This window comes from Streptococcus sp. 4886 (assembly GCF_013276485.1).
In the GTDB taxonomy this organism is placed as follows: Bacteria; Bacillota; Bacilli; order Lactobacillales; family Streptococcaceae; genus Streptococcus.
Window position 1 is genome coordinate 203,387 of the sequence record NZ_VMLD01000009.1, and the last position, 23,126, is coordinate 226,512.

At 33.8% G+C, this 23,126-nt stretch carries 16 protein-coding genes and 3 pseudogenes; 14 read left to right on the forward strand and 5 right to left on the reverse strand.

Annotated features, from left to right (window positions below):
* Positions 1-70: 70 nt before the first annotated feature.
* The 8 genes and pseudogenes from HT679_RS05370 to HT679_RS11660 form a co-directional block, all read left to right on the forward strand.
* Positions 71-2,044, forward strand: coding sequence for a PRD domain-containing protein (locus HT679_RS05370; RefSeq protein ID WP_173213379.1), 1,974 nt, complete (start codon positions 71-73; stop codon positions 2,042-2,044).
* Positions 2,045-2,053: 9 nt separating this feature from the next.
* Positions 2,054-2,368, forward strand: coding sequence for a PTS cellobiose transporter subunit IIA (locus HT679_RS05375; protein WP_001070943.1), 315 nt, complete (start codon positions 2,054-2,056; stop codon positions 2,366-2,368).
* A gap of 18 nt (positions 2,369-2,386) precedes the next feature.
* Complete coding sequence (locus HT679_RS05380) at positions 2,387-2,893, forward strand: hypothetical protein (RefSeq protein WP_049511261.1); 507 nt, start codon at positions 2,387-2,389, stop codon at positions 2,891-2,893.
* Positions 2,894-2,972: 79 nt separating this feature from the next.
* Positions 2,973-4,319: a PTS cellobiose transporter subunit IIC gene (gene celB / locus HT679_RS05385; RefSeq protein ID WP_173213385.1), complete on the forward strand. Its 1,347-nt coding sequence runs from the start codon at positions 2,973-2,975 to the stop codon at positions 4,317-4,319.
* 382 nt (positions 4,320-4,701) lie between these two features.
* A complete protein-coding gene (locus tag HT679_RS05390; RefSeq protein WP_173213387.1) occupies positions 4,702-4,878 on the forward strand; it encodes a hypothetical protein in 177 nt (58 codons plus the stop codon).
* A 395-nt stretch (positions 4,879-5,273) separates the two neighbouring features.
* Positions 5,274-5,750, forward strand: a complete 477-nt coding sequence (gene pezA, locus HT679_RS05400; protein WP_025171938.1) for a type II toxin-antitoxin system antitoxin PezA — start codon at positions 5,274-5,276, stop codon at positions 5,748-5,750.
* Positions 5,750-6,511, forward strand: coding sequence for a type II toxin-antitoxin system toxin PezT (gene pezT, locus HT679_RS05405; protein ID WP_112444310.1), 762 nt, complete (start codon positions 5,750-5,752; stop codon positions 6,509-6,511). Before pezA ends, pezT begins: the two co-directional genes overlap by 1 nt.
* A gap of 58 nt (positions 6,512-6,569) precedes the next feature.
* Positions 6,570-6,709 (forward strand): annotated as a pseudogene (locus HT679_RS11660) (ATP-dependent Clp protease ATP-binding subunit); the annotation flags it as partial.
* Between the two features lie 20 nt (positions 6,710-6,729).
* Here the strand turns inward: HT679_RS11660 and HT679_RS11290 are convergent.
* From HT679_RS11290 to HT679_RS05425, 4 genes and pseudogenes are all read right to left on the reverse strand, one after another.
* Positions 6,730-7,120: pseudogene (locus HT679_RS11290) on the reverse strand (tyrosine-type recombinase/integrase); the annotation flags it as partial.
* Between the two features lie 347 nt (positions 7,121-7,467).
* Positions 7,468-8,676 carry an ATP-binding protein gene (locus tag HT679_RS05415; protein WP_173213389.1) on the reverse strand — a complete coding sequence of 403 codons (1,209 nt, stop codon included), beginning with the start codon at positions 8,674-8,676 and terminating at the stop codon, positions 7,468-7,470.
* A gap of 383 nt (positions 8,677-9,059) precedes the next feature.
* Positions 9,060-10,598, reverse strand: a complete 1,539-nt coding sequence (locus HT679_RS05420; protein WP_173213391.1) for a helix-turn-helix domain-containing protein — start codon at positions 10,596-10,598, stop codon at positions 9,060-9,062.
* Positions 10,579-12,249: a histidine kinase gene (locus HT679_RS05425; RefSeq protein ID WP_173213393.1), complete on the reverse strand. Its 1,671-nt coding sequence runs from the start codon at positions 12,247-12,249 to the stop codon at positions 10,579-10,581. Before HT679_RS05425 ends, HT679_RS05420 begins: the two co-directional genes overlap by 20 nt.
* Before the next feature lie 202 nt (positions 12,250-12,451).
* On the opposite strand from HT679_RS05425, the gene HT679_RS05430 reads away from it, so the two are divergent.
* From HT679_RS05430 to HT679_RS05450, 5 genes are all read left to right on the forward strand, one after another.
* On the forward strand, positions 12,452-13,369 hold the full coding sequence (locus HT679_RS05430; RefSeq protein WP_172931953.1) for an ABC transporter permease subunit: 918 nt from the start codon (positions 12,452-12,454) through the stop codon (positions 13,367-13,369).
* 17 nt (positions 13,370-13,386) lie between these two features.
* Complete coding sequence (locus HT679_RS05435) at positions 13,387-14,283, forward strand: ABC transporter permease subunit (RefSeq protein WP_173213395.1); 897 nt, start codon at positions 13,387-13,389, stop codon at positions 14,281-14,283.
* Between the two features lie 9 nt (positions 14,284-14,292).
* Complete coding sequence (locus HT679_RS05440; RefSeq protein WP_173213397.1) at positions 14,293-15,858, forward strand: extracellular solute-binding protein; 1,566 nt, start codon at positions 14,293-14,295, stop codon at positions 15,856-15,858.
* A 204-nt stretch (positions 15,859-16,062) separates the two neighbouring features.
* Complete coding sequence (locus HT679_RS05445; protein WP_173213399.1) at positions 16,063-16,707, forward strand: YesL family protein; 645 nt, start codon at positions 16,063-16,065, stop codon at positions 16,705-16,707.
* Positions 16,704-18,917, forward strand: a complete 2,214-nt coding sequence (locus tag HT679_RS05450) for a TIM-barrel domain-containing protein (protein WP_173213401.1) — start codon at positions 16,704-16,706, stop codon at positions 18,915-18,917. The genes HT679_RS05445 and HT679_RS05450 overlap by 4 nt, the downstream gene beginning before the upstream one ends.
* A gap of 287 nt (positions 18,918-19,204) precedes the next feature.
* Here HT679_RS05450 and HT679_RS05455 read toward each other — a convergent pair whose 3' ends face one another.
* Positions 19,205-19,681, reverse strand: coding sequence for a glutathione peroxidase (locus HT679_RS05455; RefSeq protein WP_173213403.1), 477 nt, complete (start codon positions 19,679-19,681; stop codon positions 19,205-19,207).
* A gap of 210 nt (positions 19,682-19,891) precedes the next feature.
* Here HT679_RS05455 and HT679_RS05460 point away from each other — a divergent pair.
* A pseudogene (locus HT679_RS05460) lies at positions 19,892-23,091 on the forward strand (LPXTG-anchored hyaluronate lyase).
* Positions 23,092-23,126 lie beyond the last annotated feature (35 nt).

The following is a 23,126-nucleotide window of genomic DNA, read 5'->3' on the forward strand; positions in this document are numbered from 1 at the left end:
TGATATAAACTGATTTAAGTGTATAATATGCTTTAATATATGAAAACCTACGTTTTAGGAGGGAATAAATGTGTTAAACATTAAGGAGAAAGATATCCTTCAATTTTTAATAAAAAATAAGGAGCGTTTTGTTACAAGCAAAGAACTGGCAGAATATTTATCCTGTTCAGATAGAACTGTTCGTAATGCACTGAAACTAATTGAGAAGACCATGATAATTCAAGGCGTCCAGTTGATTTCAAAACAAGGTCAAGGGTATCAAATATTTTTTGAAAATCAAGGCGCTTACCAGGAGTTTAGACAAACTTATGAACTGGAAGAAGACTATACGAAAACTGCGGTTTCAAAAGGTGATGATCGTTTAGTATTTATCTTAAATAAATTATTATTTGAGCAAGTTCCAGTTCTTTTTGATGATTTAGCTGATGAACTTTACGTTAGTCGTTCAACATTATCTCATGATTTCAAAAAGATACGAGTGATGTTATCAGAGTATAATTTGTCTATTGAGAGTAGGGCGAATAAAGGAGTCTATGTCTCAGGTGAGGAACGTGATAAACGACGTTTTATCATGCATTATTTCCTAGAGAATCAATTTTTTAAAACAATACATTGCTATGTAAAATTTAACTTTTTTGATCAAACTGTACCATTAGAAGAATTTGCTAGAATTGTTTTGGATGAATGCCAAGAGGCCAACCTAAAACTATCTGATTTTGTACTACAGAACTTAGTAGTTCACATAGCATTGTCTATGATTCGTTTAAAATCCGGATTTGAAATAAAAAATATAGACTGTCAGATGACTGATGATGCAATAGAGAGAAAGGTTGCCCAAAGAATTCTTTCTAAAGTAAGTCAAGTAACAAATCAGGAATTTCCAGTTCAGGAAATAGACTACATTACTTTGCATTTGTTAGCTAAGAGTCAACAATGTCAAAAAAATCAGAAGAATATTTCTGAAGAAGTTTTAAAAAAATCTTTATTTAAAACATTTCAGGATTTAGGATTAGATGATATGTATAACTTTTCTTCAGATTTCCAACTAATTGAAGGATTGATAACTCATCTAATGACACTACAAGTACGTTTAGAAAGTCGGATCATCTTAAATAACCCTTTGGTAGATGAAATTAAACAGAATTATAGTGATATATTCTTTATGACTAGAGAAATTCTTGCAAATATGGATATGTTCATAGAGTGGTCAATATCAGATGATGAAATAGCATATGTAAGTCTTCACTTTTTAGCTGCTATGGAACGTAGCAAAGAGAGTACTAAGTTTAATATTCTTGCTATTTGTGCAACGGGATTTGGTGCAGCCCAAATGTTAAGAAATCGTTTGGAAACGGAGTTTGGGAACCGAGTAGAAGTTGTTGATGTAATAGGCTATTATGAATTGAATCAAGAAAAACTTAGAGGAATAGATTTTATAGTATCAGCTGTTGATTTATCGAATCTATATTTTCAAATTCCAGTTTTTAAAGTTAGTGTATTTCTTAAGAGTGATGAGATAGAAATGATTCGAAAATCTATGAATCAGATGCAAGTTTCTAGTCATGTACAATCATCAAAGATTAACAAGTTTGAAAATACTAGCTTTAGACAGTATTTCAGTAAAGAAAATTTTTTAATATGTACTGAATCAGACAAGGTAAATTTACTTGAAAAGATGGTTGAGGGTTTATCTGTTGGTGAATCAAGTGAGTTTGAACAATCTTTACTTTATGGAATTAAACAGCGAGAAGAATTAAGTTCAGTTGTTTTTTCTGAAAAAATTGCAGTTCCGCATCCTATTCAACCCTTTGGTACAGAGGGAAAGGTTTCGATTGCAATTTGTAAAGATTCGTTACTCTGGGATAATCAAAGTTCACATGTCCAGCTAGTATTTCTTCTATCTCCATCAATATATGGGAACGAAGGTTTGGCAACTGTGACTAAAAAGATAGTCTCTCTGACAGAGAATGATGAATTGCAAAATCAGCTAATATCTTGCAATAACTTTGAAGATTTTATTAACATATTTGAGAAGATAAAATAGGAGGTTCATATGAATCAAGAGGAACTGCAGGTTGCAGCATTTGAAATTATCCTGCATTCGGGAAATGCAAGGTCAGAAATACATGAAGCATTTGCAAAAATGAGAGAAGGTAGTTTTGATGATGCAGAAAGTAAATTAAATCAATCAAATGAGATAATTCTTGAAGCGCATCATGCACAAACCAAACTCTTGCAAGAATACGCAAGTGGAGTGGAAATTAAAATTGAAATTATCATGGTACATGCTCAAGATCATTTAATGACCACTATGACATTATTAGAAGTAGCAAAGGAAATGTTAGCTCTTTATAAGAAAGTTAACTAAATATAAGGAGGGAATGATATGGATAGAAAAGAACGACAAAAAATTGAACAACAACGTCGAGAGATGGCTCTAACTAATACTTTTTTCAATCGATATCTTCTTCTACGTTATTCAATAGCACTCTTCTTTTTTGGAAATGTTTATTGGCTTTTGAATCAGTTTATTAGTCCCTCGCTTATTATTATTTTCCCCATTATGCTCATAGTATTTTCTATTTTAGCAACTGTTGAACAATTTAAACTTTATGGAAATAGGAAAGAAAAGTTGGGAATAACACTAATGTTTGTTAGAATACAAATGCTTATTTCAATAGGATTACTTGTTTTAACTTGGACAAGTTGGTTTACGAATCTTTTTCCGATTTTTGAAAATAACCAAGTAGCACGTTTATTTGTTTTTGTAGTTCTTCTATTAGGTTTAGTTCTGAGTTTGTTAGACATTAGAAGAATTAAAAAAATTTATAAACGAACAGATAAGGCTTATCAACAATTTGTCCAATTGGAAAAGAACTCACTTAGTTTATAATCCTGATCTAGTATCATTTGTATTTGAAACTAGTCTTCAAAAAGTAAAAATTATTATGTTTTATTAAGGAGGTCTATTTATGGATCAACAAAACGGGTTGTTTGGTTTCCTTGAAAACCATGTTATGGAACCAATGGGCAAACTTGCCCAGTTTAAAGTAGTACGTGCTATCACGGCTGCTGGTATGGCAGCTGTACCATTTACTATTGTAGGATCAATGTTTTTGGTATTCAGTATTTTGCCACAAGCTTTCTCATTTTGGCCAATTGTGGCAGATATTTTCTCTGCTTCATTTGATAAATTCACATCACTTTACATGGTTGCAAATTATGCGACTATGGGTTCTCTATCTCTTTATTTTGTTCTTTCACTTGCATATGAATTGACAAAAATTTATGCAGAGGAAGAAGAACTCAATATGAATCCTCTTAATGGTGCCTTGCTCGCCTTGATGGCTTTTGTCATGACAGTACCTCAAATCATTTTTGATGGTGGAATGATGAAGACTGTGACAAGTCTAAAAGAAGGTGCAGTAATTGCAGATGGATGGGCAATGGGAAATGGAGTCACACGTTTTGGGACAACAGGGATTTTTACCGCAATCATTATGGCAATTGTGACTGTTCTTATTTATCGTATGTGTGTTAAACATAATTGGGTTATTAAAATGCCTGAAGCTGTTCCAGAAGGAGTTTCTCGTGGATTTACCGCTTTGGTTCCGGGATTTGTTGTTGCATTTGTTGTTATCTTTATCAATGGTCTTCTTGTAGCAATGGGAACAGATATTTTTAAAGTCATTGCAATTCCATTTGGTTTTGTATCCAATCTGACTAATTCATGGATTGGTTTAATGATTATTTATCTATTGACTCAACTACTTTGGATTGTAGGTATCCACGGTGCTAACATTGTTTTTGCATTTGTTAGTCCAATTGCTCTTGCTAATATGGCTGAAAATGCTGCTGGCGGGCACTTCGCTGTTGCAGGTGAATTTTCTAATATGTTTGTAATTGCAGGTGGTTCTGGTGCAACTTTAGGCCTATGTTTATATATTGCTTTTGCCTCTAAATCTGAACAGCTTAAAGCAATAGGACGAGCATCTGTAGTTCCAGCCTTATTTAATATTAATGAACCATTAATTTTTGGATTACCTATTATCTATAATCCAGCCTTGGCTATACCATTTATTTTAGCACCAATGGTTACTGCTACTATTTATTACGTAGCGAATTCTCTAAACTTTATTAAGCCAATTATCGCACAGGTTCCATGGCCAACTCCAGTAGGGATTGGAGCTTTCTTAGGGACAGCAGATCTTCGAGCTGTATTAGTTGCTCTCGTTTGTGCATTTGCAGCATTCTTAGTTTATCTCCCATTCATCCGTGTATATGATCAAAAACTAGTGAAAGAAGAGCAAGGCATTTAATAAGAAAAAAAGTATATTCGATGATAGAATCCATATAGTTTAAATAATGAATGTTAACATTAGCAGTGAAGAAATCTTTTTAAGTTATTCTTCTCTGCTTTTTCATTTTATTTTTTTGCTATGTAGGGTATGAAGCAAAATAGAAAGTAGTTCGAATAGTTGATAAACAGGGAACTGCTGTTACTTTAAAAAAACAATACAGTAAAGTATGTTATCGTAGAATACGATACAATAGTAAAAAAGCAAAAAGAACGCGTTTTCATCTTTGAGTTTGAAGTTTATAAAATAGGCTAAATGTGCTGAAATTTAGAGATTACAGACAAAATAAAATATTTAAAAGCTACATAGAAACATGGTATAATGTAACTAAAGGAGGTAGCATATGTCCTTAGATATAGATAAAGAAAAGATGACAATCATGGGAGTAGCTTTTGAAAACCGCTCCGTTTTTAAGAGTGTTTGGTATGCTTTAAGTACAAATATGATTGAAGGATGGCGACCTACGGTTAGTGATGTTGAAAAATTACGAGATGAAGCTCTTGGTCTGGGGATGGCTTAATGAAGCGTAAATGTTATAATTCTTATGACTATATTGATCCAGATAATTTATATACCTATCCAGATTCTTCAGTTCTAAGAAATAAGCAGGAAGAACGAGATGAACAAAAAGCACGTGAGCTTGAATATCGTATGGTTGCTAGTAAGAGTTTGAAATTATTTATCAATCCTATCCCAGTTTATAGTGTAGAAGATATATTGAAAATTCATCAATTTTTGTTTGAAGATATGTATCATTGGGCAGGTGAATTTAGAAAAGTCAATATTTCAAAAAGTGGTAATGCTTTTATGCCGATTCAGTCTTTCGATACAGCAATAAAGTTTTTTATAACGCACCAAAAATGGTGCGTTTCTATTTTTTTTGCTATAATAGAAATAAATAAAAGGAGGACTCTCATGATTGGAGAAAATATAAAAACATTACGTAAAACACATGATCTCACCCAACCTGAATTCGCAAAGATTATTGGCATCTCTCGAAATAGCCTGAGTCGTTATGAGAATGGGACAAGTTCAGTTTCGACAGAATTAGTAGATCGTATCTGCAAAAAATTTAATGTTTCCTATATCGATATCGTAGGGGAGGAAAAAATGCTCACACCAGTAGAAGATTATCAGTTAACATTAAAAATAGAATTGATAAAGGAAAGAGGAGCAAATATCTTAGCGCAACTTTATCGTTTTCAAGATGAACAAGGAATTAAATTTGATGATAGTTCTAATCCTTGGGTTCTAATGAGCGATGATCTTTCTGATTTGATTAACACGAAGATTTATCTTGTTGCAACTTTTGAGGATGTAGAGCGATATAATGGCTATTTGGATGGCATTGAACGTGTGCTAGAACAAGCTAGTCATCTAGTGGTGGCTTAATGAAATTAGATAAATTTAGCCAGGATGACTTTATTAAAGCCTCTAATCGACTCATTCGTTCTTTAACTCGTGGAAAAACAACTTCATCTCAGCCTAAGGCTATTTTGCTTGGTGGACAGAGTGGTGCTGGTAAGACAACGATTCATCGTATTAAACAAAGGGAATTTCAAGGAAATATTATTATCATTGATGGAGATAGTTATCGCTCTTTTCATCCGAACTACCTTGGTCTACAGGAAAAGTATGGTAAAGATAGTGTGGATTATACCAAAGTATTTGCAGGCCAAATGGTTGAATATCTTGTAGATGAATTGAGTAAACAAGGTTATCATTTATTAATCGAAGGTACCTTGAGAACGACCGAAGTTCCTCGTAAAACAGCACAATTATTGACAGCTAGAGGCTATCAAGTCTCACTTGCACTGATTGCGACTAAGCCAGAATTGTCCTATCTCAGTACTTTGATACGTTATGAGGAGCTCTACGCTATAGATCCTAGTCAAGCTAGAGCGACTCCTAAAACACACCATGATGGAATTGTAGGACATTTGGTTGGTAACTTACGGGAGTTGGAAAAGGAAGAACTTTTTAGACAAATTCAAATTTATCAAAGAGATCAATCGTGTGTTTATGATTCGCAAGTAGATCAAACCTCAGCAGCAGAAGTTCTACAAGAATGCCTCTTTGGAAAATGGAACACGGTGGAAGAAGAGATGTTGAAGATAGGACAGGAAAGGTTGAGGGAGTTAGGTGATAATTGATATGTGATGCAGGGGTAATTTATTTCGATGAATCGACAGTAATAGTTTTTTTATAGAAGCTAAATATTTATTGTCCAGGGGAACAAATATTGTATTGATTGATGACTTTGATAAAGTAAATACTGCTTTATACAATGTTAGTATCAAATGTTTGATAAGGGAAAGTTGGAAGATATAAATTACTTGGTAGATGTTTCCATAGGGTAAAATTCACACCATTACTTTTTAAGATTGCGATAAGCAATATCTCCAACTGTCATAGGAACTACATTAGAAGTATTTACATAAACCTGTGTTGTTCCTGTGTCACTGTGTGTTAGAGCTTCAGAAATAGCTTCTAAGCTCATTCCTGCTTGTTTGGCAAGTGTCGCTCCTGTATGTCGCAGTTTATGAGGTGTAGCATGTGCCGGCTCTTTATGTCACTTTCTGATGCTTTTCATTTTATTGTTTAGATAGTCGGCATGTAAAGGTTTGTTGATGTTTCCTTTGGTGTCGATATATGTAAATAAATTGTTCTGGATTACTGAGGGTGCCAAACTTTGATAGTTCGTATTTTTGTTATTTTTCCCAAGAGGTAAGAAGCTGAAGTAAGTCATTAGAAATAGAGAAAATAAGACCAAAAAACCTATTTCAGGAGAAAATGAAGGAAATATTTCCATAATAAAACGCATACTATCAAGTTTTTTCAATACCTGATAGTATGCGTTTTTAGGATTTTAAAGCCTGATTGCTCAGTCTCTTTTTCATTATAATTTAGTTATAATTTAATCTTATTTGAAAAAGTGGGTGATGCTTTTCTTTAACAAGACTATGATGATAGTACTTCCAAAAGTTATAGATCCCATGTTATCTTTCAAGTATCAGTGTTCTAAATTCGCTATATCTTGTTAGGGTTTTGGTAGAATCATTGATAACAGACTGTTGCAAATCTAGTTAGATGTATGATTTATGATTATCTATTTTTCTAGTAACCAATCTATAATGTTTTTCTTCTCAATACCATTGTAATTGGCTGTTGGCTGAATCGTATCCATTGTTAATAGATATTTAGGAAATTGATCTTTAATGGCTTCTAGTGGTCTAAGTTCTCTTTCTAGTGTCTCAGGAGCAAGTGTTGTTTCACTGACTTGATAATAAGCGTAGTGACCAAGATCAGTTACAACAACAAAATCAACCTCATATTTATCTAAATTACCAACATATACTTGTGAATATCTACGTCTCAATTCCAAATATACCATATTTTCCAAGATATGCCCAATGTCTTCTTTGTGGTCTGGCAATAAGAGGTGTCGTAAACCTAAATCAACGGGATAATATTTTTCTAAGCGTTGCAATAATGCTCGACCTTTGACATCAAAACGTGGGACGGAATAAAAAAGTAAACTGTCTGTCAAAGTCGTCAAATAATTTTCTAAAGTATTATGGGATATTGAAACGTTTTGGCTGACTAGGGTATTACGAATCTTATTTGTTGATATTAAGCTACCTGTACTACTGAGAAGGGTTCGGACAATGCGCTCAATAATAGTAGGATTTGGATTTCCCAATCTAGTGACAATATCATTTAACAGTATTGAGTTATATATTCCTCTTAGATAATCAATTTTTTCAGCGTAAGATGATGTTTGCAATAAGTAAGGGAAAGCACTAAAGAGATAATTGTTAAAAATTTCTGTTGTATTCAGATTCTCTGAGAGAGATTGACCTGATAGGTATTCTTCAAATGACAAAGGAAGGACCTCTATCTCAACATACCGACCAGTCAAGTTTGTAGCTAATTGGCTACTCATAAAGTAAGCGTTTGATCCAGTCAAATAGAGGTCAACATTTGGCAAGATGAATAGACTATCTGCTACCAGTTCAAATTTTTCAACATGTTGAATTTCATCTAAAAAGATATAGTATGTTTTCTCGCTAACTAATTGCTCTTTTATATAAGCGTATAATGTTTGAAAATGTCGGAGGTCATAATAACTCAGATCCTCAAAATTGATGGATATGATTTGATCCTCGTCTACCCCAGTTGCTAGTAACTCCTCTTTATAGAGTTGAAAAAGCACAGATTTACCAGCTCGTCTAACTCCACTCACAACCTTAATGATTTGACGGTCACGATGTCTTCTTAAAAAATCTAAATAATGTGGTCTTTTAATATAGTTCATAATAGATACCTCAAAGATAGTATAATACAAATAGATATTATTTTCAAATATTTAGAAATAAAATGGAATTTATTTTATTATTTCTAAGTATTTAGAAATAGTGTTTTTCTGTAATTAAAAAATAGTCCATTTTGGTATGGCATGATAGTAAACCTTATAAGGTGTTATAGCAAGTATTCAAATAAAAAGCGCATACTATCAGGCGTAAAAGCTTGATAGTATACGTTTTATCCTAGAAATATTTACTGGATGTTTTTCTCAAACTGACTTTTTAAGAAGTTACCTTATCAGCAATTTCAAATAAGTTTATGGAGCTATCTTTGGAAAAATTGTAGAGTGTCAAAGCTTACCACAGTCTTTAGCATTTCAATAATTTACATTGCTTACGTTTTGTTTTGATAAGTTTTACGGTAATCTCCAGGAGAAAGTCCAGTCCTTTGTTTAAAAATTTTAGTAAAGTAAGAATAATTATCATACCCTACTTGACAAGATACTTGTGATATTGAGATATTTGTTTGAGATAGGAGAGATTTAGCAGCATTAATGCGTTTATCCGTTATATATTTAACAAGAGTTTCTCCAGTTTCTTTTTTAAAAATTCTAGCTAAATGATCTGCGCTGAGATAAACCATATCTGCTAATATAGAACGATTTATATCTTCATAGTAGTGATGATCTATGTATTCGACGATGCGTTGAATACTATTTTTTTGATTTTCAATGTTTGTTGCAAATTTCTTAGCATGTGACCAGTAATAATCAAAGTAATCCTGAAAAGATTCAATTGAATGAAAGCGTCGTTGGAATAGGAAATCATGAGTGCTGTTTTGGAATAATTTATGTGCCGAGATTCCATTTTGATCTAGATATATTCCTATTTGTTGAGTCCAATCTAGTAAAATTTGTTGTAGTGTGAAAGTAGGAATTTGAGAATTGTAAGCAAGTGAATCAATTTTTTCTCTTAATTCATATTCGCTTAAGCTATCTAAAAAAGTAATTGAAAGAGTTTCTGTTTTGAAAGAAGTTGGGAAACTATGTGGAACACATGTAATAGTATTCCAATAAGAAACATATTGTTCATTATAAGTGTAGAGTTCTTTGGTATGAAATAAAATATCGGATATTTTATGGCAACTCTTATATATAATGTTTGAGTATTTACTAAAGTTATTAGAAATTTGAGAATGAATCTCATATGCCAATTTGTCACTACGTTTGGATGAGTCTACTCTAAAGAGACAAACATATTGATCAACCTGGCTTTCCATTTTGAATAGACTTATCAGTTTATAAGAAGGTTGTGAAATTCTTTGAAGTTCTCTTTTTAGTTGAGAAGTCCATGATGGAGTTTCTGCAGAATAATCTTCTTCATTAAGATTGATTGTTAAAACTGCAAGAAAAAAATACTGGTGTTTTTGAAGAATAAAATCTTGTTTGCTTGCTATATTTTCTAGCTCATCAATGCGAGAAATTTGAGGTTTTCTAAGGTAATCATACCAGAAGTTATCTTCTATTTGTAAAAGTGCATCATTTTTTCCGTTTAAGTTATGATTCTCAATTTTACTAATGGCTTTTTGAATAATAAATTCTAATTTTTCGAAGTTAATGGGTTTTAGATAGTATTCGAAGCTTTGTAATTCAATTGCTTTTTGAGCATAGTTGAAGTCGGCGTAATTGGTTAAAAAAACTGTTTTTATATCATATTTTTCATTTCTAATCCACGATAAGAGATCGAGGCCACTACCTTGAGGCATTTCTATATCGCTTATCATGAGATCAATAGGATGTTCTCTAATAATATTTTGAGCTTGAGTGAGGCTATAGGCAACATAAACAGTGTCAATGTGTAGTTTAGCCCAATTTATTTTCTCTCGTAAAGCTTCAATGATAAAACGATCGTCATCAACTAATAAGATGTTCATTATAACCTCCATCTATAATCTTGTATGGAATAAGTAAAAGAATTTTAGCCCCACCTTCTTCACTATTTTCAAATGCAATACTATAGTCGTTGGGATAGAGAAGATTTAAACGTTCGATGGTGTTTGTGATCCCGATATGATGTCCATCTTCTGTTATTAGAGACTGTTTCTGATTTAGTTTTGATAAAATTTCTTCAGAGAAACCTGGACCATTATCTTCGATACAAATCTGAATATAATCTGAGTCCTCAGTTTTTACTTTTTTTATTGATAGTAAAATTGTAAATAAATCCTGAAATGAAAAACCGTGTTTGATTGTGTTTTCAATAAATGTTTGTAAAAGTAATGATGGGACAAGAGTATTTTGTAGGTCATCATTGTAGTTTAATGAAAAGTAGATGCTATTTCCATATCGAATTCGTTGTATTTCTAAATAATCTTTAATATGCTGAACTTCATCTTTAAGTTCTGAAAAATCTTGATTAGCCATAAATAAATGACGGAGATAATTTGAAGTTAGGATAGTTAACTCTTCAATTTCTTTATAGTTTTTTGTTTGAAGCATACTATGAATCATTGATAACATATTTAAGTAGAAATGCGGACGAATTTGGTTCTTAAGATAATTAAGCTCAATCTTCTTAAGTTCTAGTTGTGAATGGTATTCTCGTATTTTTAATTCTTGCATGTCAAATATTACTTTATTAAGTTTATCATTTGCCTTATCAATTTCTAGTATACCTTCAGATATAAAAAATTCAGAAGGGGGGATGGAGTCCCCAAGTTGAGAGAGCCGTTCAGTGAGTCTTGTTATTGGTTTAATCATCCATTGACGAATATACAGGATAATGATGATTGATAAAATGGTGATAATGATAGGAACAGCTGATAAAAATACTTCTAAGAGTGTGATATTTCTAAAGACTTCGACATAATCGACTAAAACATAAATATCGAAAGGTAAATGCGTTTTTTCATTTTGAGCATGAATCAGGTAGTTTTCGGAGGGTATATTGTTAGGCTCTTTTAGGGAAAGTTTACCATTATTTCCAATATTGAGTTTTTTGAGAGGTTTTAGGATATCTTCTGAAGATATGACGGCATAAATGATTTTTCCTTCGTAATGAACAGATTTAACTAAGTATTCGCTGTTTTTAGTAGTTATATTTTTCCATTTACGGTCACTTATATCACTACGCAATGATTTTAGATTTGATTTTAACAGTAGATAATCTTCATATGGAATATAAAGATTGGAGACATTTATAAAATGTTCAGTACTATCGGTTTCTAATAAGAATGTCATATGAGTTTCATTTTGATATTCAAACTCTATAAAGCTAGTTTGAACTTTTTTAAGATTTTCTTGATACTCAAGAAACGTTTGTACATGATTTAAGTTCTCTAAAGATTCATTATGCGTTATTGTTGAGTACATAAAGCGTTCTACAGAATGCAATTTCTCATTAACAGAATCAGCATAAATTTCAATTGAACTACGTAGGTGTACTATATTTTGGTTTTTAATAAAATTTCTGGTTATGTTACTCATAGCAATATTGATTAAAATATTTATCAATAGTAGTACAAGTAGGAGTTTAAAGAAAAAATGAATGGAATGTTTTTTTGATAAGTCGTGATTTAATTTCATATACTATTCTCCTCTTAAAATTATAGCACTTTGAAAATACGATATCATGTAACAAAACAGATATGTTTTATCAAGATGTCGGAAAAGTAATAGTTTTTAAAATTAAAAAACTGAAAAATTGATAAACCTAGTCCAAAAAGTTCTATTAAGAGAATTCTATATGGTGTAAAATAATCGTAGAAAATCAGATGGGAGGAAAAACATGAAAGTAGCATCTCAACTTCATAAAATAAAATTAAAGCATAGTATTCCGTTATATATATTACTTTTTCCTTCAATATTGCTATTGATTTTATTTTCCTATATTCCCATGTTGGGACTAATTATTGCATTTAAAGACTATTCACCAGCCAATGGTATCTTTGCTAGTCAGTGGGTAGGATTTAAGTACTTTACTCAATTTTTCTCATCATTCCAATTCGGGACAACTATGTTCAATACATTAAAAATTTCACTTTATAGTATTGTAGTAGGATTCCCCTTACCTATTATACTAGCTATCATTAGTAATCAGTTAAGAGTTGGGAAATTTAGAAAAATATTTCAAGTGACAACTTACTTACCTCATTTTATCTCTACAATGGTTATGTGTGGGATGATCATCTTATTTTTATCTCCTACTAGTGGTTTGTTAGCGAATGTATTTAAGTCTATTGGAATCACTATTCCAGATTTTTTATCAAAACCTAGTCATTTTGCAGGTGTTTATGTTTGGAGTGATGTATGGCAACATATTGGTTGGGATAGTATTATTTATCTAGCGGCGCTTTCTGCAATTGATCCTACATATTATGAGGCTGCAACTATGGATGGTGCTTCTAGGTTACAAAAAATTCGGCATATAGAATTACCATTGCTTTTGCCGACTGCTATGATTTTATTAATATTAAGAGCAGGTAGTTTATTAAGTGTAGGTTTTGAGAAAGTGTTACTACTACAGAATCCACTTAATTTAGCAGGAAGTGAGATAATTTCGACCTATGTTTATAAAGTTGGTATGGTGAACTTTCAGTATAGTTATTCGACAGCTATAGGGTTATTTAACACGGTAGTTAATCTAATAATTTTGTTATCTGTTAACTGGTTCTCGAAAAGATATACTAGAACGGGTCTTTTTTAAAGGAAGGAGTGCTCAAGGTGAAATGGTTTCATAAATCAAGAAAAACAAACTCTGAATTATTATTTGATATGGTTACCTATGGTTTAGCAATTTTCCTCATCCTGTTAATTGTTTATCCGTTATGGTTTGTAGTGATTGCATCTTTTAGTAATCCTTCAGATGTTGCAAATGGGAAGGTATGGTTTATTCCTAGAGAATGGAAATTAGATGGATATTTACATCTTATTCAACAACCTTTATTTTTACGTAGCTATTTAAATACAATTTTATATACTGTTGTTGGTACCTTAGTTGCTTTAGTAGTCAATATTCCAGCTGGTTATGCTTTATCTAGAAAAGAATTAGTTGGTAGAAAATGGATGAGTATTCTATACATAATCCCTATGTTTGTATCAGGTGGCTTGATTCCTACCTACTTAACAGTAAAGAATGTAGGCTTGATTGATACATTTTGGGTAATGGTAATACCTTTTGCAGTTTCATCATACAATATTATTGTTGCTAGAACTTTCTTTAATAATAGTATTCCAGACGGGATGTGGGAGGCTGCGCAAATTGATGGATGTGGTACAATTCGTTATTTTATTAAGATAGTCGTTCCTTTATCAAAAGCTATTATAGCAGTTATTGGACTTTGGACTGCAGTTGGTATTTGGAATTCGTGGTTTAATGCTTTAATTTATTTAACGAATGAAAATTTACAACCATTGCAATTAATTTTACGACGTTTACTAATTAGTAATCAAATGTTACAATCGCAAGCAACAGGAGAAGTGGCATCAGATCTTCGTATCAAAGCTGATATGATGAAATATGCAGCAATTGTTATTTCAACCGCTCCGATTATGTTGCTATATCCCTTTGTTCAAAAATATTTTAATCAAGGCGTAATGATTGGCGCGTTGAAAGAATAGGAGAAAGACATGAAAAATAAATCATTTACATATTTGTTCTTAGGAACAGTTACACTTGCTGGCTTAACAGCCTGTGCAAATTCTAATAATGCGAATAAGGACGATAAATCTGGAGAAGACTCTTATAAAATCACAACTGTTCGTTGGTCTGACTGGGGAGAAGATTATCATAAAGGTTTTCTAACAGATTCTGCCAAGGAAGCAGGTATTGATGTTAAATGGGATACACTTGTAGCAGCAGATTGGGCAGATAAGAAATCTGTGTTGGTTGCTAGCGGAGATTTACCAGATGCATTTTTAGGTTCAAATGCATTTACAGATTCAGAAATTGCTCAGAACCAATCTTTGTTTATTCCATTGGAAGATTTAATCAAGGAAAATATGCCTAATTTAACTAAGGCTATGGAGAAAGAACCTAAGATTAAAGCGATGATTACTTCACCAGATGGTCATATCTACAGTCTACCTAAAAAATTACCGATGCGTCCTACTGTAGCTAATCAGCTATTTATTAATAAAAAGTGGCTGGATAATTTAGGATTAAAGGTTCCAGAAACTTATGATGATTTAGTAAAAGTACTACAAGAATTTAAGGATAAAGATGCGAACGGAAATGGAGACGCTTCTGATGAAATTCCATTCGGAGCAGGAAACTTTGATCCAACATTCTCATATATTCTTCCGTTCAATAATCGTTTAGGTGCAGATAATACATATGAAATGTCTGTAAAAGATGGAAAACCAGTCTACCTTCGTACAGAAGAAAGTTATAAACAAGGGATTGCAGCAATGCACGAATCTTATAAAAAAGGTTTGATTGATCCGGAAATCTTTACAGAAGATACCTCTATGAGTGTTGCGAAACGTATGGATAAGGGAGTATCTAGAGTAGGTGTTTCTAGTGGTTGGACAGCAGATGCAACGTTTGGCTTACATTCAAGTGAGTATATTGCTCTACCTGCTTTAAAAGGTATGGATGGAAAACAATATGTCTTTTCTGATCCAGATCATTACAACTATGGTCGCAATGAGATTTTGATTACAAATAAGAGTAAAAATCCTGCTAAATTATTGAAATGGTTGGATAAATTATATACAGATGAAGCAAGTATTCAGAATTTCTATGGATCATTTGGAATAGCTACTGAAAAGAATGGTGATAAGTTTAAAGTGTTACCTCCTAAAGATGGTAAATCAGCTGATGAATGGGCATGGATTCATTCACTTCGAGATTTTGGTCCTAAATACGTAAGCGATGATATCAATAGTCGCGTAGAAATCGATCAAACACAAGGTGATGGATTGAAATTGAAGATGGACCAAGATTTGAAACAATTTGCGTTGCCAGCTTACCCTAATGTGATTTATTCACAAGAAGAACTTAACAAATTATCATCAATCTATGTGAGTATTGAATCTTATGTCAAACAACAAGCATCTAAATGGGTAGTTGAAGGCGGCATAGAAAAAGAATGGGACTCATACAAAGAAACTCTTAAGAATATGGGATTGGACGAATTTATGAAGATTCAACAGGAAGCATATAATCGTTACCAAAAAGAAGTAAAAGAGTAATACTTTATATGAACTCTTGGTTGTATAAACAAGGGACTAGCTAGTTACAGGAAGCGAGACTGATAACATCAAATTATCTCGCTTCCTTTATTCTAATTTTTAAAGAAATTTGGAAATGTTTTTTAAATAATTTAGGTAATATTTTTGTGCAACTGACATTCTAAAATATAGAGTTAAGACGATTGATTTTATGGAGAATATATTATGCAAAAATTATTTTCATTAGATGGAAAAGTGGTTAGAATTTTAACTTTTTTGACAGATTTAATTATTTTAAATACTCTATTTATTGTTAGTTGTATTCCAATAGTTACAATTGGGGCATCATTAACTTCTCTTACGACAATGTGGTATCGTATTTTAAAAGGTAAAGATACCGATATTGCTTATCATTATTTTCGGATCTTTAGACAAAATTTTAAACAATCAACTTTTATTTGGTTGTTTATCCTCCTAATAGAATTACTTTTATATGTGAACTATTGTCTTTGGGGCTATTCAAGTTTATTTTCAGAGTATAGTTTATTGTTAGTGTTGCCCTTTTTATTTGTTATAATACTTTTGATGAGTGTTATTTTTACCTATATTGGTCTATTTAAAGATAATCTAAAAAATAGTATTGTAAATAGCGTATTAATTTGTATTTTAAATCCAATACAAGCTATCATGTTGGTTTTATTTAATATTTCTGTACTGTATATGAGTTTTAGTAGTCCAGAACGAGTTTTAACAGCTATTTACGTATTTACATTTGGGGGATTTGCTTTTTGCGGATTGATGAATGTAACGATAACAAATAAAATGTTTGATAAGGTAAAGAAATTTACTAAAAGGAGGAAAACAAAGTGAAAATTTTTAAGGGAGAGTTTTATCGAATCTCTGTATTAACAGACAAGCTAGTAAGGTTAGAATACTCTCAAACTGGAAGTTTTGAGGATAGAACGACACAACTTATCTATAATAGAGATTTTGGCCAAGTTTCGTTAGATTATATCGAGACATCAAACGTACTAGATATTATGACGGACTATTTTCATCTGCACTTTAATAAAGGAGAATTTAACGCCGAAAATTTATTTATAGAATTAAAAGGAAATTTTGCCGTATATGGTAGTCGCTGGTATTTTGGTGAATCTATTGAAACGTTAAAAGGAACAGCTCGGACTCTGGATGAGGCAGATGGAGCAATCTCGTTAGAAGATGGAATTATTAGCCGAAATGGTATAGCCTTATTGGATGATTCTCAAGGATTTATTTGGGATGAACAGTCTGGTTATATTGAGAGAGAAAATCAAATTGATCTCTATTTCTTTGCCTATGGGCATGATTATAGAGGAGCAATCAGAGACTTTTACCATTTGACGGGTTCAACACCCTTGTTGCCAAGATATGCTTTAGGCAATTGGTGGAGTAGATATTGGCCTTATACGTCGGATGAATACTTGGATTTAATAGACAGATTTGAAACAGAGAACATTCCATTATCTATCGGTGTGTTAGATATGGATTGGCATATAACTGAAATTCCAGCTCGTTTTGGAAGTGGCTGGACAGGATATAGTTGGAATAGAAACTTAATACCTAATCCAGAACAGTTATTGCAACAACTTCATGATAGAAAGTTAAAACTCTCCTTAAATGTCCATCCTGCTGATGGTATACGGGCTTATGAAGAAGCTTATCCTCGAGTCGCAAAACGATTGGGGTTAAATGTAGAACTAGAAGAACCTGCTATTTTTGATTTTTTTAATCCATCTTTTAGAGAAGCCTACTTTAAAGATGTTCATTATGAGCTAGAAAAGCAGGGAGTAGATTTTTGGTGGATTGACTGGCAACAAGGGACTCAAGGTGTCTTGGATCCACTGTGGCTTTTAAACCATTATCACTATCAGGATAGTTGTAAAAATGCAGAAGGTGGCTTAATTTTATCAAGGTATGCAGGTCCTGGTAGTCACCGCTACCCTGTTGGTTTTTCAGGGGACACTATTATTAGTTGGAATTCCTTAAGATTTCAACCTTATTTTACAGCGACAGCATCAAATATCGGTTATAGTTGGTGGAGCCATGATATCGGTGGGCACATGCTGGGGGATTATGACGAGGAGCTACAAACTAGATGGCTACAGTTTGGTGTTTTTAGTCCGATCACTCGATTACATAGTTCTAGAAGTCCCTTCAATAGTAAAGAACCTTGGTTTTTTTCAGAAACAACATCTAAGATTATGAAGAAATACCTTCGTTTGAGACATCAGATGATTCCATATCTATATACCATGAATGTAAAGACACATGAGGAAGGTGCCCCATTAATCAGCCCAATCTATTATTTCTACCCAGAGAATGATGAGAGTTATAATGTTCCAAATCAATACTTTTTTGGAACAGAACTGATGGTGGCTCCCATTGTAGAAAAGATGGATTTGGCATTCCAATCTGCAAAAGTAGATGTATGGTTCCCTGAAGGTGAATGGTATGACTTCTTTTCAGAGAAAAAATATACAGGTGGTGTGAAGTTGAGTGTTTATAGAGACATTTCGACTATACCTGTGTTTGCAAAAAGTGGTGCAATCATTCCCTTGGTTGGTTCTGAGATAGATATGGGTGTTGATTTACCTGAAGTTGTAGATTGGTATGTATTCCCAGGCAAACAACATTCCTTTGAAATGATTGAAGATCAAAATGGTCAAAGATATAAAACAAGATTATCAATCGATTGGGAAATGGGGATGGTAGAGTTAACATTACAAGGAGATTCTAGTATCGTTCCAAGCAATAGAAGGCATAGAATTCATTTTAAAGGAACGAATGTGTCTATCATTGAATTGCCAAATAAGAATGATACAGCTAGATTTGAATGGAAAGATCATAAAAGGACATCCCTAAATGATGAAGTTTTTAGACTACTAAAGACGGCTTCTCTCCCATATGAATTAAAAGATAGATTATTAAATCAATTCATCAATGCCAAAAATTCTCATGAGTTAATGAATATCTTGCATCATCAGGATAAGGAATTGAGAGGGCGTTTGTTGGAAATGATATTTACTAGCGAAAACTAATTGAGATAATTAGAAAGTCATTTGTTTAGTGTATATGAAGCTTCGGTATGGTATTTGTTATCATTGGTCACATTGAAAATGTGAAATAAGCACCTACAACATAGACTTTACAACACTTCATGGTTCGCTCCGTGAGGTGTTTTTCGCTGTTAGTTTTATCTGTTTGAGCAGGCTGCATCTAGTTTCCTAGTTTGCTTTTTGATTTTTATTGAGTATGAGTCAAAGTTAAATAAAAATCTCACTATTCATCAGGCTAAAAGAAACCTAATCATAGTGAGATTGTGAAATTATAGTAGGGTTTGTATGGCCTCTTCAATTTGTTTTGGGTCTGTTTTTGAAGAGAAGCGTTCAAAGACCTGCCCATCACTACCGATGAGGAACTTAGCGAAATTCCATTCGATTCGTTTTCCTAGTGGGCCAGATTTCTGGTCTTTCAACCAAACATAGAGGGGATCTGCCTCCTTACCGTTGACCTTGACCTTTGCAAAACGTGGGAAGGTGGTTTGATAGTGTAGGCTACAGAAGCTATTGATTTCCTCTGCGCTGCCTGGTGCTTGTCCCATAAACTGATTGCAAGGGAAGTCTAAAATCTCAAAACCTTGGTCTTGATAGCGGTCATAGAGTTCTTGGAGTCCTTGGTACTGGGGAGTTAAACCACATCCAGTAGCAGTGTTGACAATCAAGAGTACCTTACCACGATAGGCATCTAGTGGAGTTGATTGGTTGTTTTGGTCTAAAACGGAAAAATCATAAAGTGAAGTCATGAGGGCCTCTTTTCTTTTTCTACATTGTAACAGTTTTTACTTTTTTCGTCGAGTCGGATGGAAGATGTTGTTGAAAAATAGGTCCTTGATATAATAGAAATCGTTTACAAACAGCTTAAAAAATGGTGTGGTTTAATTAAATCGATTTACTTAGTTGCTATAAATCTCTAATTTGAGATTTAGTTCCTATTGATTTATTGGAGTGTATAAATGCAAACAAAAACAAAGAAACTCATTGTGAGTTTGTCTTCACTTGTTTTATCAGGATTTTTATTATACCATTATCTGACAGTTGGAGCGGAAGAAACGCCTACGAATACCATTCAGAAAAGCCAGAAGTTCAGTATCAGCAAAGGGATACAAAAAATTTAGTTGAAAATGGTGATTTTGGTCAGACGGAGGACGGAAGCAGTCCGTGGACAGGAAGCAAAGCTAAGGGGTGGTCAGCTTGAGTAGACCAGAAGAATAGTTCTGCAGATGCCTCAACTCGAGTTATTGAGGCTAAGGATGGGGCTATCACTATCTCAAGCCATGAGAAATTAAGGGCAGTGGTTCACCGTATGGTCCCTATTGAAGCTAAGAAAAAGTACAAACTGCGTTTCAAGATTAAAACAGATAATAAAGTCGGGATTGCTAAGGTTCGTATCATTGAGGAAAGTGGTAAGGACAAGCAATTGTGGAATTTTGAAACGACATCAGGAACAAAGGACTGGAAGACCATTGAAGCAGACTATAGCCCGACTTTAGATGTTGATAAAATCAAGCTGGAGTTATTCTATGAAACGGGAACTGGGACTATTTCTTTTAAGGATATTGAGCTGGTAGAGGTAGCAGACCAGCCTTCTGAGGATTCTCAAACAGATAAACAGCTCGAGGAAAAGATTGATTTACCAATTGGGAAAAAACATGTCTTTGCTCTTGCAGACTATACTTATAAGGTAGAAAATCCTGATTTTGCTTCAGTCAAAAATGGAATTTTAGAACCTCTTAAGGAAGGGACAACCAATGTCATTGTCAGTAAAGATGGAAAGGAGGTGAAAAAGATTCCTTTGAAGATTCTAGCCTCTGTTAAGGATGCATACACAGCCCGTTTGGATGACTGGAATGGTATCATCGCTGGGAATCAATACTATGATTCTAAAAATGAACAGATGGCCAAATTAAACCAGGAACTGGAAGGAAAAGTGGCTGATAGCCTATCCAGTATTTCAAGTCAGGCGGGCCGCACCTATTTGTGGGAAAAATTTTCAAATTATAAAACGTCTGCGAATCTAACTGCTACTTATCGGAAATTGGAGGAGATGGCCAAGCAAGTGACCAATCCTTCTTTTCGTTATTATCAGGATGAAACCGTTATTCGAACAGTTAGGGATTCCATGGAATGGATGCATAAACATGTCTACAATAGTGAAAAAAACATTGTTGGGAGTTGGCGGGATTATGAAATCAGTACACCTAGTGCCATCAACAATACCTTGTCTCTGATGAAAGAATACTTCTCTGATGAGGAAATTAAAAAGTATACAGATGTGATTGAAAAATTTGCGCCAGATCCCGAATATTTCCGAAAGACGACTGATAACCCATTTAAGTCCCTAGGTGGAAACTTAGTGGATATGGGAAGGGTAAAAGTAATAGCTGTTTTACTGCGCAAGGATGACCAAGAAATTTCTTCTACCATTCGTTCGATTGAGCAAGTGTTCAAGTTGGTAGACCAAGGTGAAGGTTTTTATCAAGATGGATTCTATATCGACCACACCAATGTTGCCTATACGGGTGCTTATGGGGATGTCTTGATTGATGGCCTGTCTCAACTGTTGCCAGTCATTCAAAAGACCAAGAGCCCAATCAATAAAGATAAAATGCAAACTATGTACCACTGGATTGATAAATCGTTTGCCCCTTTGCTGGTGAATGGAGAGCTGATGGATATGAGTCGTGGACGCTCGATCAGTCGTGCAAATTGCGAGGGGCACGTGGCCGTAGTAGAAGTGCTAAGAGGGATTCACCGGATAGCGGATATGTCTGAAGGAGAAACCAAACAACGTTTGCAGAGTTTTGTGAAGACCATTGTCCAATCGGATAGTTATTATGATGTCTTTAAGAATTTGAAGACTTATAAGGATATCAGTTTGATGCAATCTTTGTTAAGCGATGCTGGAGTCGCAAGTGTTCCAAGAACCAGTTATCTATCTGCCTTTAATAAGATGGATAAAACAGCTATGTACAATGCGGAGAAAGGGTTTGGATTTGGCTTGTCACTCTTTTCCAGTCGTATCTTGAATTACGAACACATGAACAAGGAAAACAAACGTGGTTGGTATACGAGTGATGGGATGTTCTATCTTTACAATGGCGATTTGAGTCACTATAGCGATGGCTACTGGCCAACAGTTAATCCATATAAGATGCCTGGTGCGACAGGAACAGATGCTAAGAGATCGGATAGTGATACAGGTAAAGTTCTACCGTCTGCTTTCGTTGGAACGAGCACACTAGATGAGGCCAATGCGACAGCAACCATGGATCTCACTAACTGGAATCAAACACTGACTGCTCATAAGAGCTGGTTTATGCTGAAGGATAAGATCGCCTTTTTAGGAAGTAATATCCAAAACACTTCAATAGATACTGCTGCAACTACAATTGACCAGAGAAAACTGGAATCAAGTGATCCATATAAAGTCTATGTCAATGATAAAGAAGCCTCCCTCACGGAACAAGAAAAGGATTATCCTGAAACCCAAAGTGTCTTCTTAGAATCGTCCGATTCGAAAAAGAATATTGGTTACTTTTTCTTTAAGAAGAGTTCAATCAGTATGAGTAAGGCTGTCCAAAAGGGATCTTGGAAGGATATCAATGAAGGACAGTCAGACAAGGAAGTTGAAAATGAATTTCTTATGATTAGTCAGGCTCATAAGTAAAATGGGGATTCTTATGGCTATATGCTCATCCCTAACGTGGATCGTGCCACCTTCAATCAAATGGTAAAAGAGTTAGAAAGTAGTCTCATCGATAACAATGAGATCCTTCAGTCTGTTTATGATGCCAAACAAGGAGTTTGGGGCATTGTGAAATATGATGATTCTGTCTCTACTATTTCCAACCAATTCCAAGTCTTGAAACGTGGGGTCTATACGATTCGAAAAGAAGGGGATGACTATAAGGTTGCCTACTACAATCCTGAAACCCAGGAATCAGCTCCAGATCAGGAAGTCTTTAAAAAGTTAGAACAAGCAGCTCAACCACAAACTCAGGATTCAAAAGAAAAGGAAAAATCTGAAGAAGAAAAGAACCATTCGGATCAAAAGAATCTCCCTCAGACAGGAGAAGGTCAGTCAATCTTGGCAAGTCTAGGGCTCTTGCTACTTGGGGCGACTTATCTATTCCGTAGAGGAAAGAATAACTGATTTGTTCATCATCTAAGATGAATCACATGAAACTG

Excerpts from the sequence above, each read along its gene's own strand:
- HT679_RS05380 (WP_049511261.1), top strand. The coding sequence starts at position 2,387 with ATGGATAGAAAAGAACGACAAAAAATTGAACAACAACGTCGAGAGATG.
- pezA (WP_025171938.1), top strand. The coding sequence starts at position 5,274 with ATGATTGGAGAAAATATAAAAACATTACGTAAAACACATGATCTCACC.
- pezT (WP_112444310.1), top strand. The coding sequence starts at position 5,750 with ATGAAATTAGATAAATTTAGCCAGGATGACTTTATTAAAGCCTCTAAT.
- HT679_RS05440 (WP_173213397.1), top strand. The coding sequence starts at position 14,293 with ATGAAAAATAAATCATTTACATATTTGTTCTTAGGAACAGTTACACTT.
- HT679_RS05430 (WP_172931953.1), top strand. The coding sequence starts at position 12,452 with ATGAAAGTAGCATCTCAACTTCATAAAATAAAATTAAAGCATAGTATT.
- HT679_RS05455 (WP_173213403.1), bottom strand. The coding sequence starts at position 19,681 with ATGACTTCACTTTATGATTTTTCCGTTTTAGACCAAAACAACCAATCA.
- HT679_RS05420 (WP_173213391.1), bottom strand. The coding sequence starts at position 10,598 with ATGAACATCTTATTAGTTGATGACGATCGTTTTATCATTGAAGCTTTA.
- HT679_RS05445 (WP_173213399.1), top strand. The coding sequence starts at position 16,063 with ATGCAAAAATTATTTTCATTAGATGGAAAAGTGGTTAGAATTTTAACT.
- HT679_RS05375 (WP_001070943.1), top strand. The coding sequence starts at position 2,054 with ATGAATCAAGAGGAACTGCAGGTTGCAGCATTTGAAATTATCCTGCAT.
- HT679_RS05415 (WP_173213389.1), bottom strand. The coding sequence starts at position 8,676 with ATGAACTATATTAAAAGACCACATTATTTAGATTTTTTAAGAAGACAT.
- HT679_RS05425 (WP_173213393.1), bottom strand. The coding sequence starts at position 12,249 with ATGAAATTAAATCACGACTTATCAAAAAAACATTCCATTCATTTTTTC.
- HT679_RS05390 (WP_173213387.1), top strand. The coding sequence starts at position 4,702 with ATGTCCTTAGATATAGATAAAGAAAAGATGACAATCATGGGAGTAGCT.
- celB (WP_173213385.1), top strand. The coding sequence starts at position 2,973 with ATGGATCAACAAAACGGGTTGTTTGGTTTCCTTGAAAACCATGTTATG.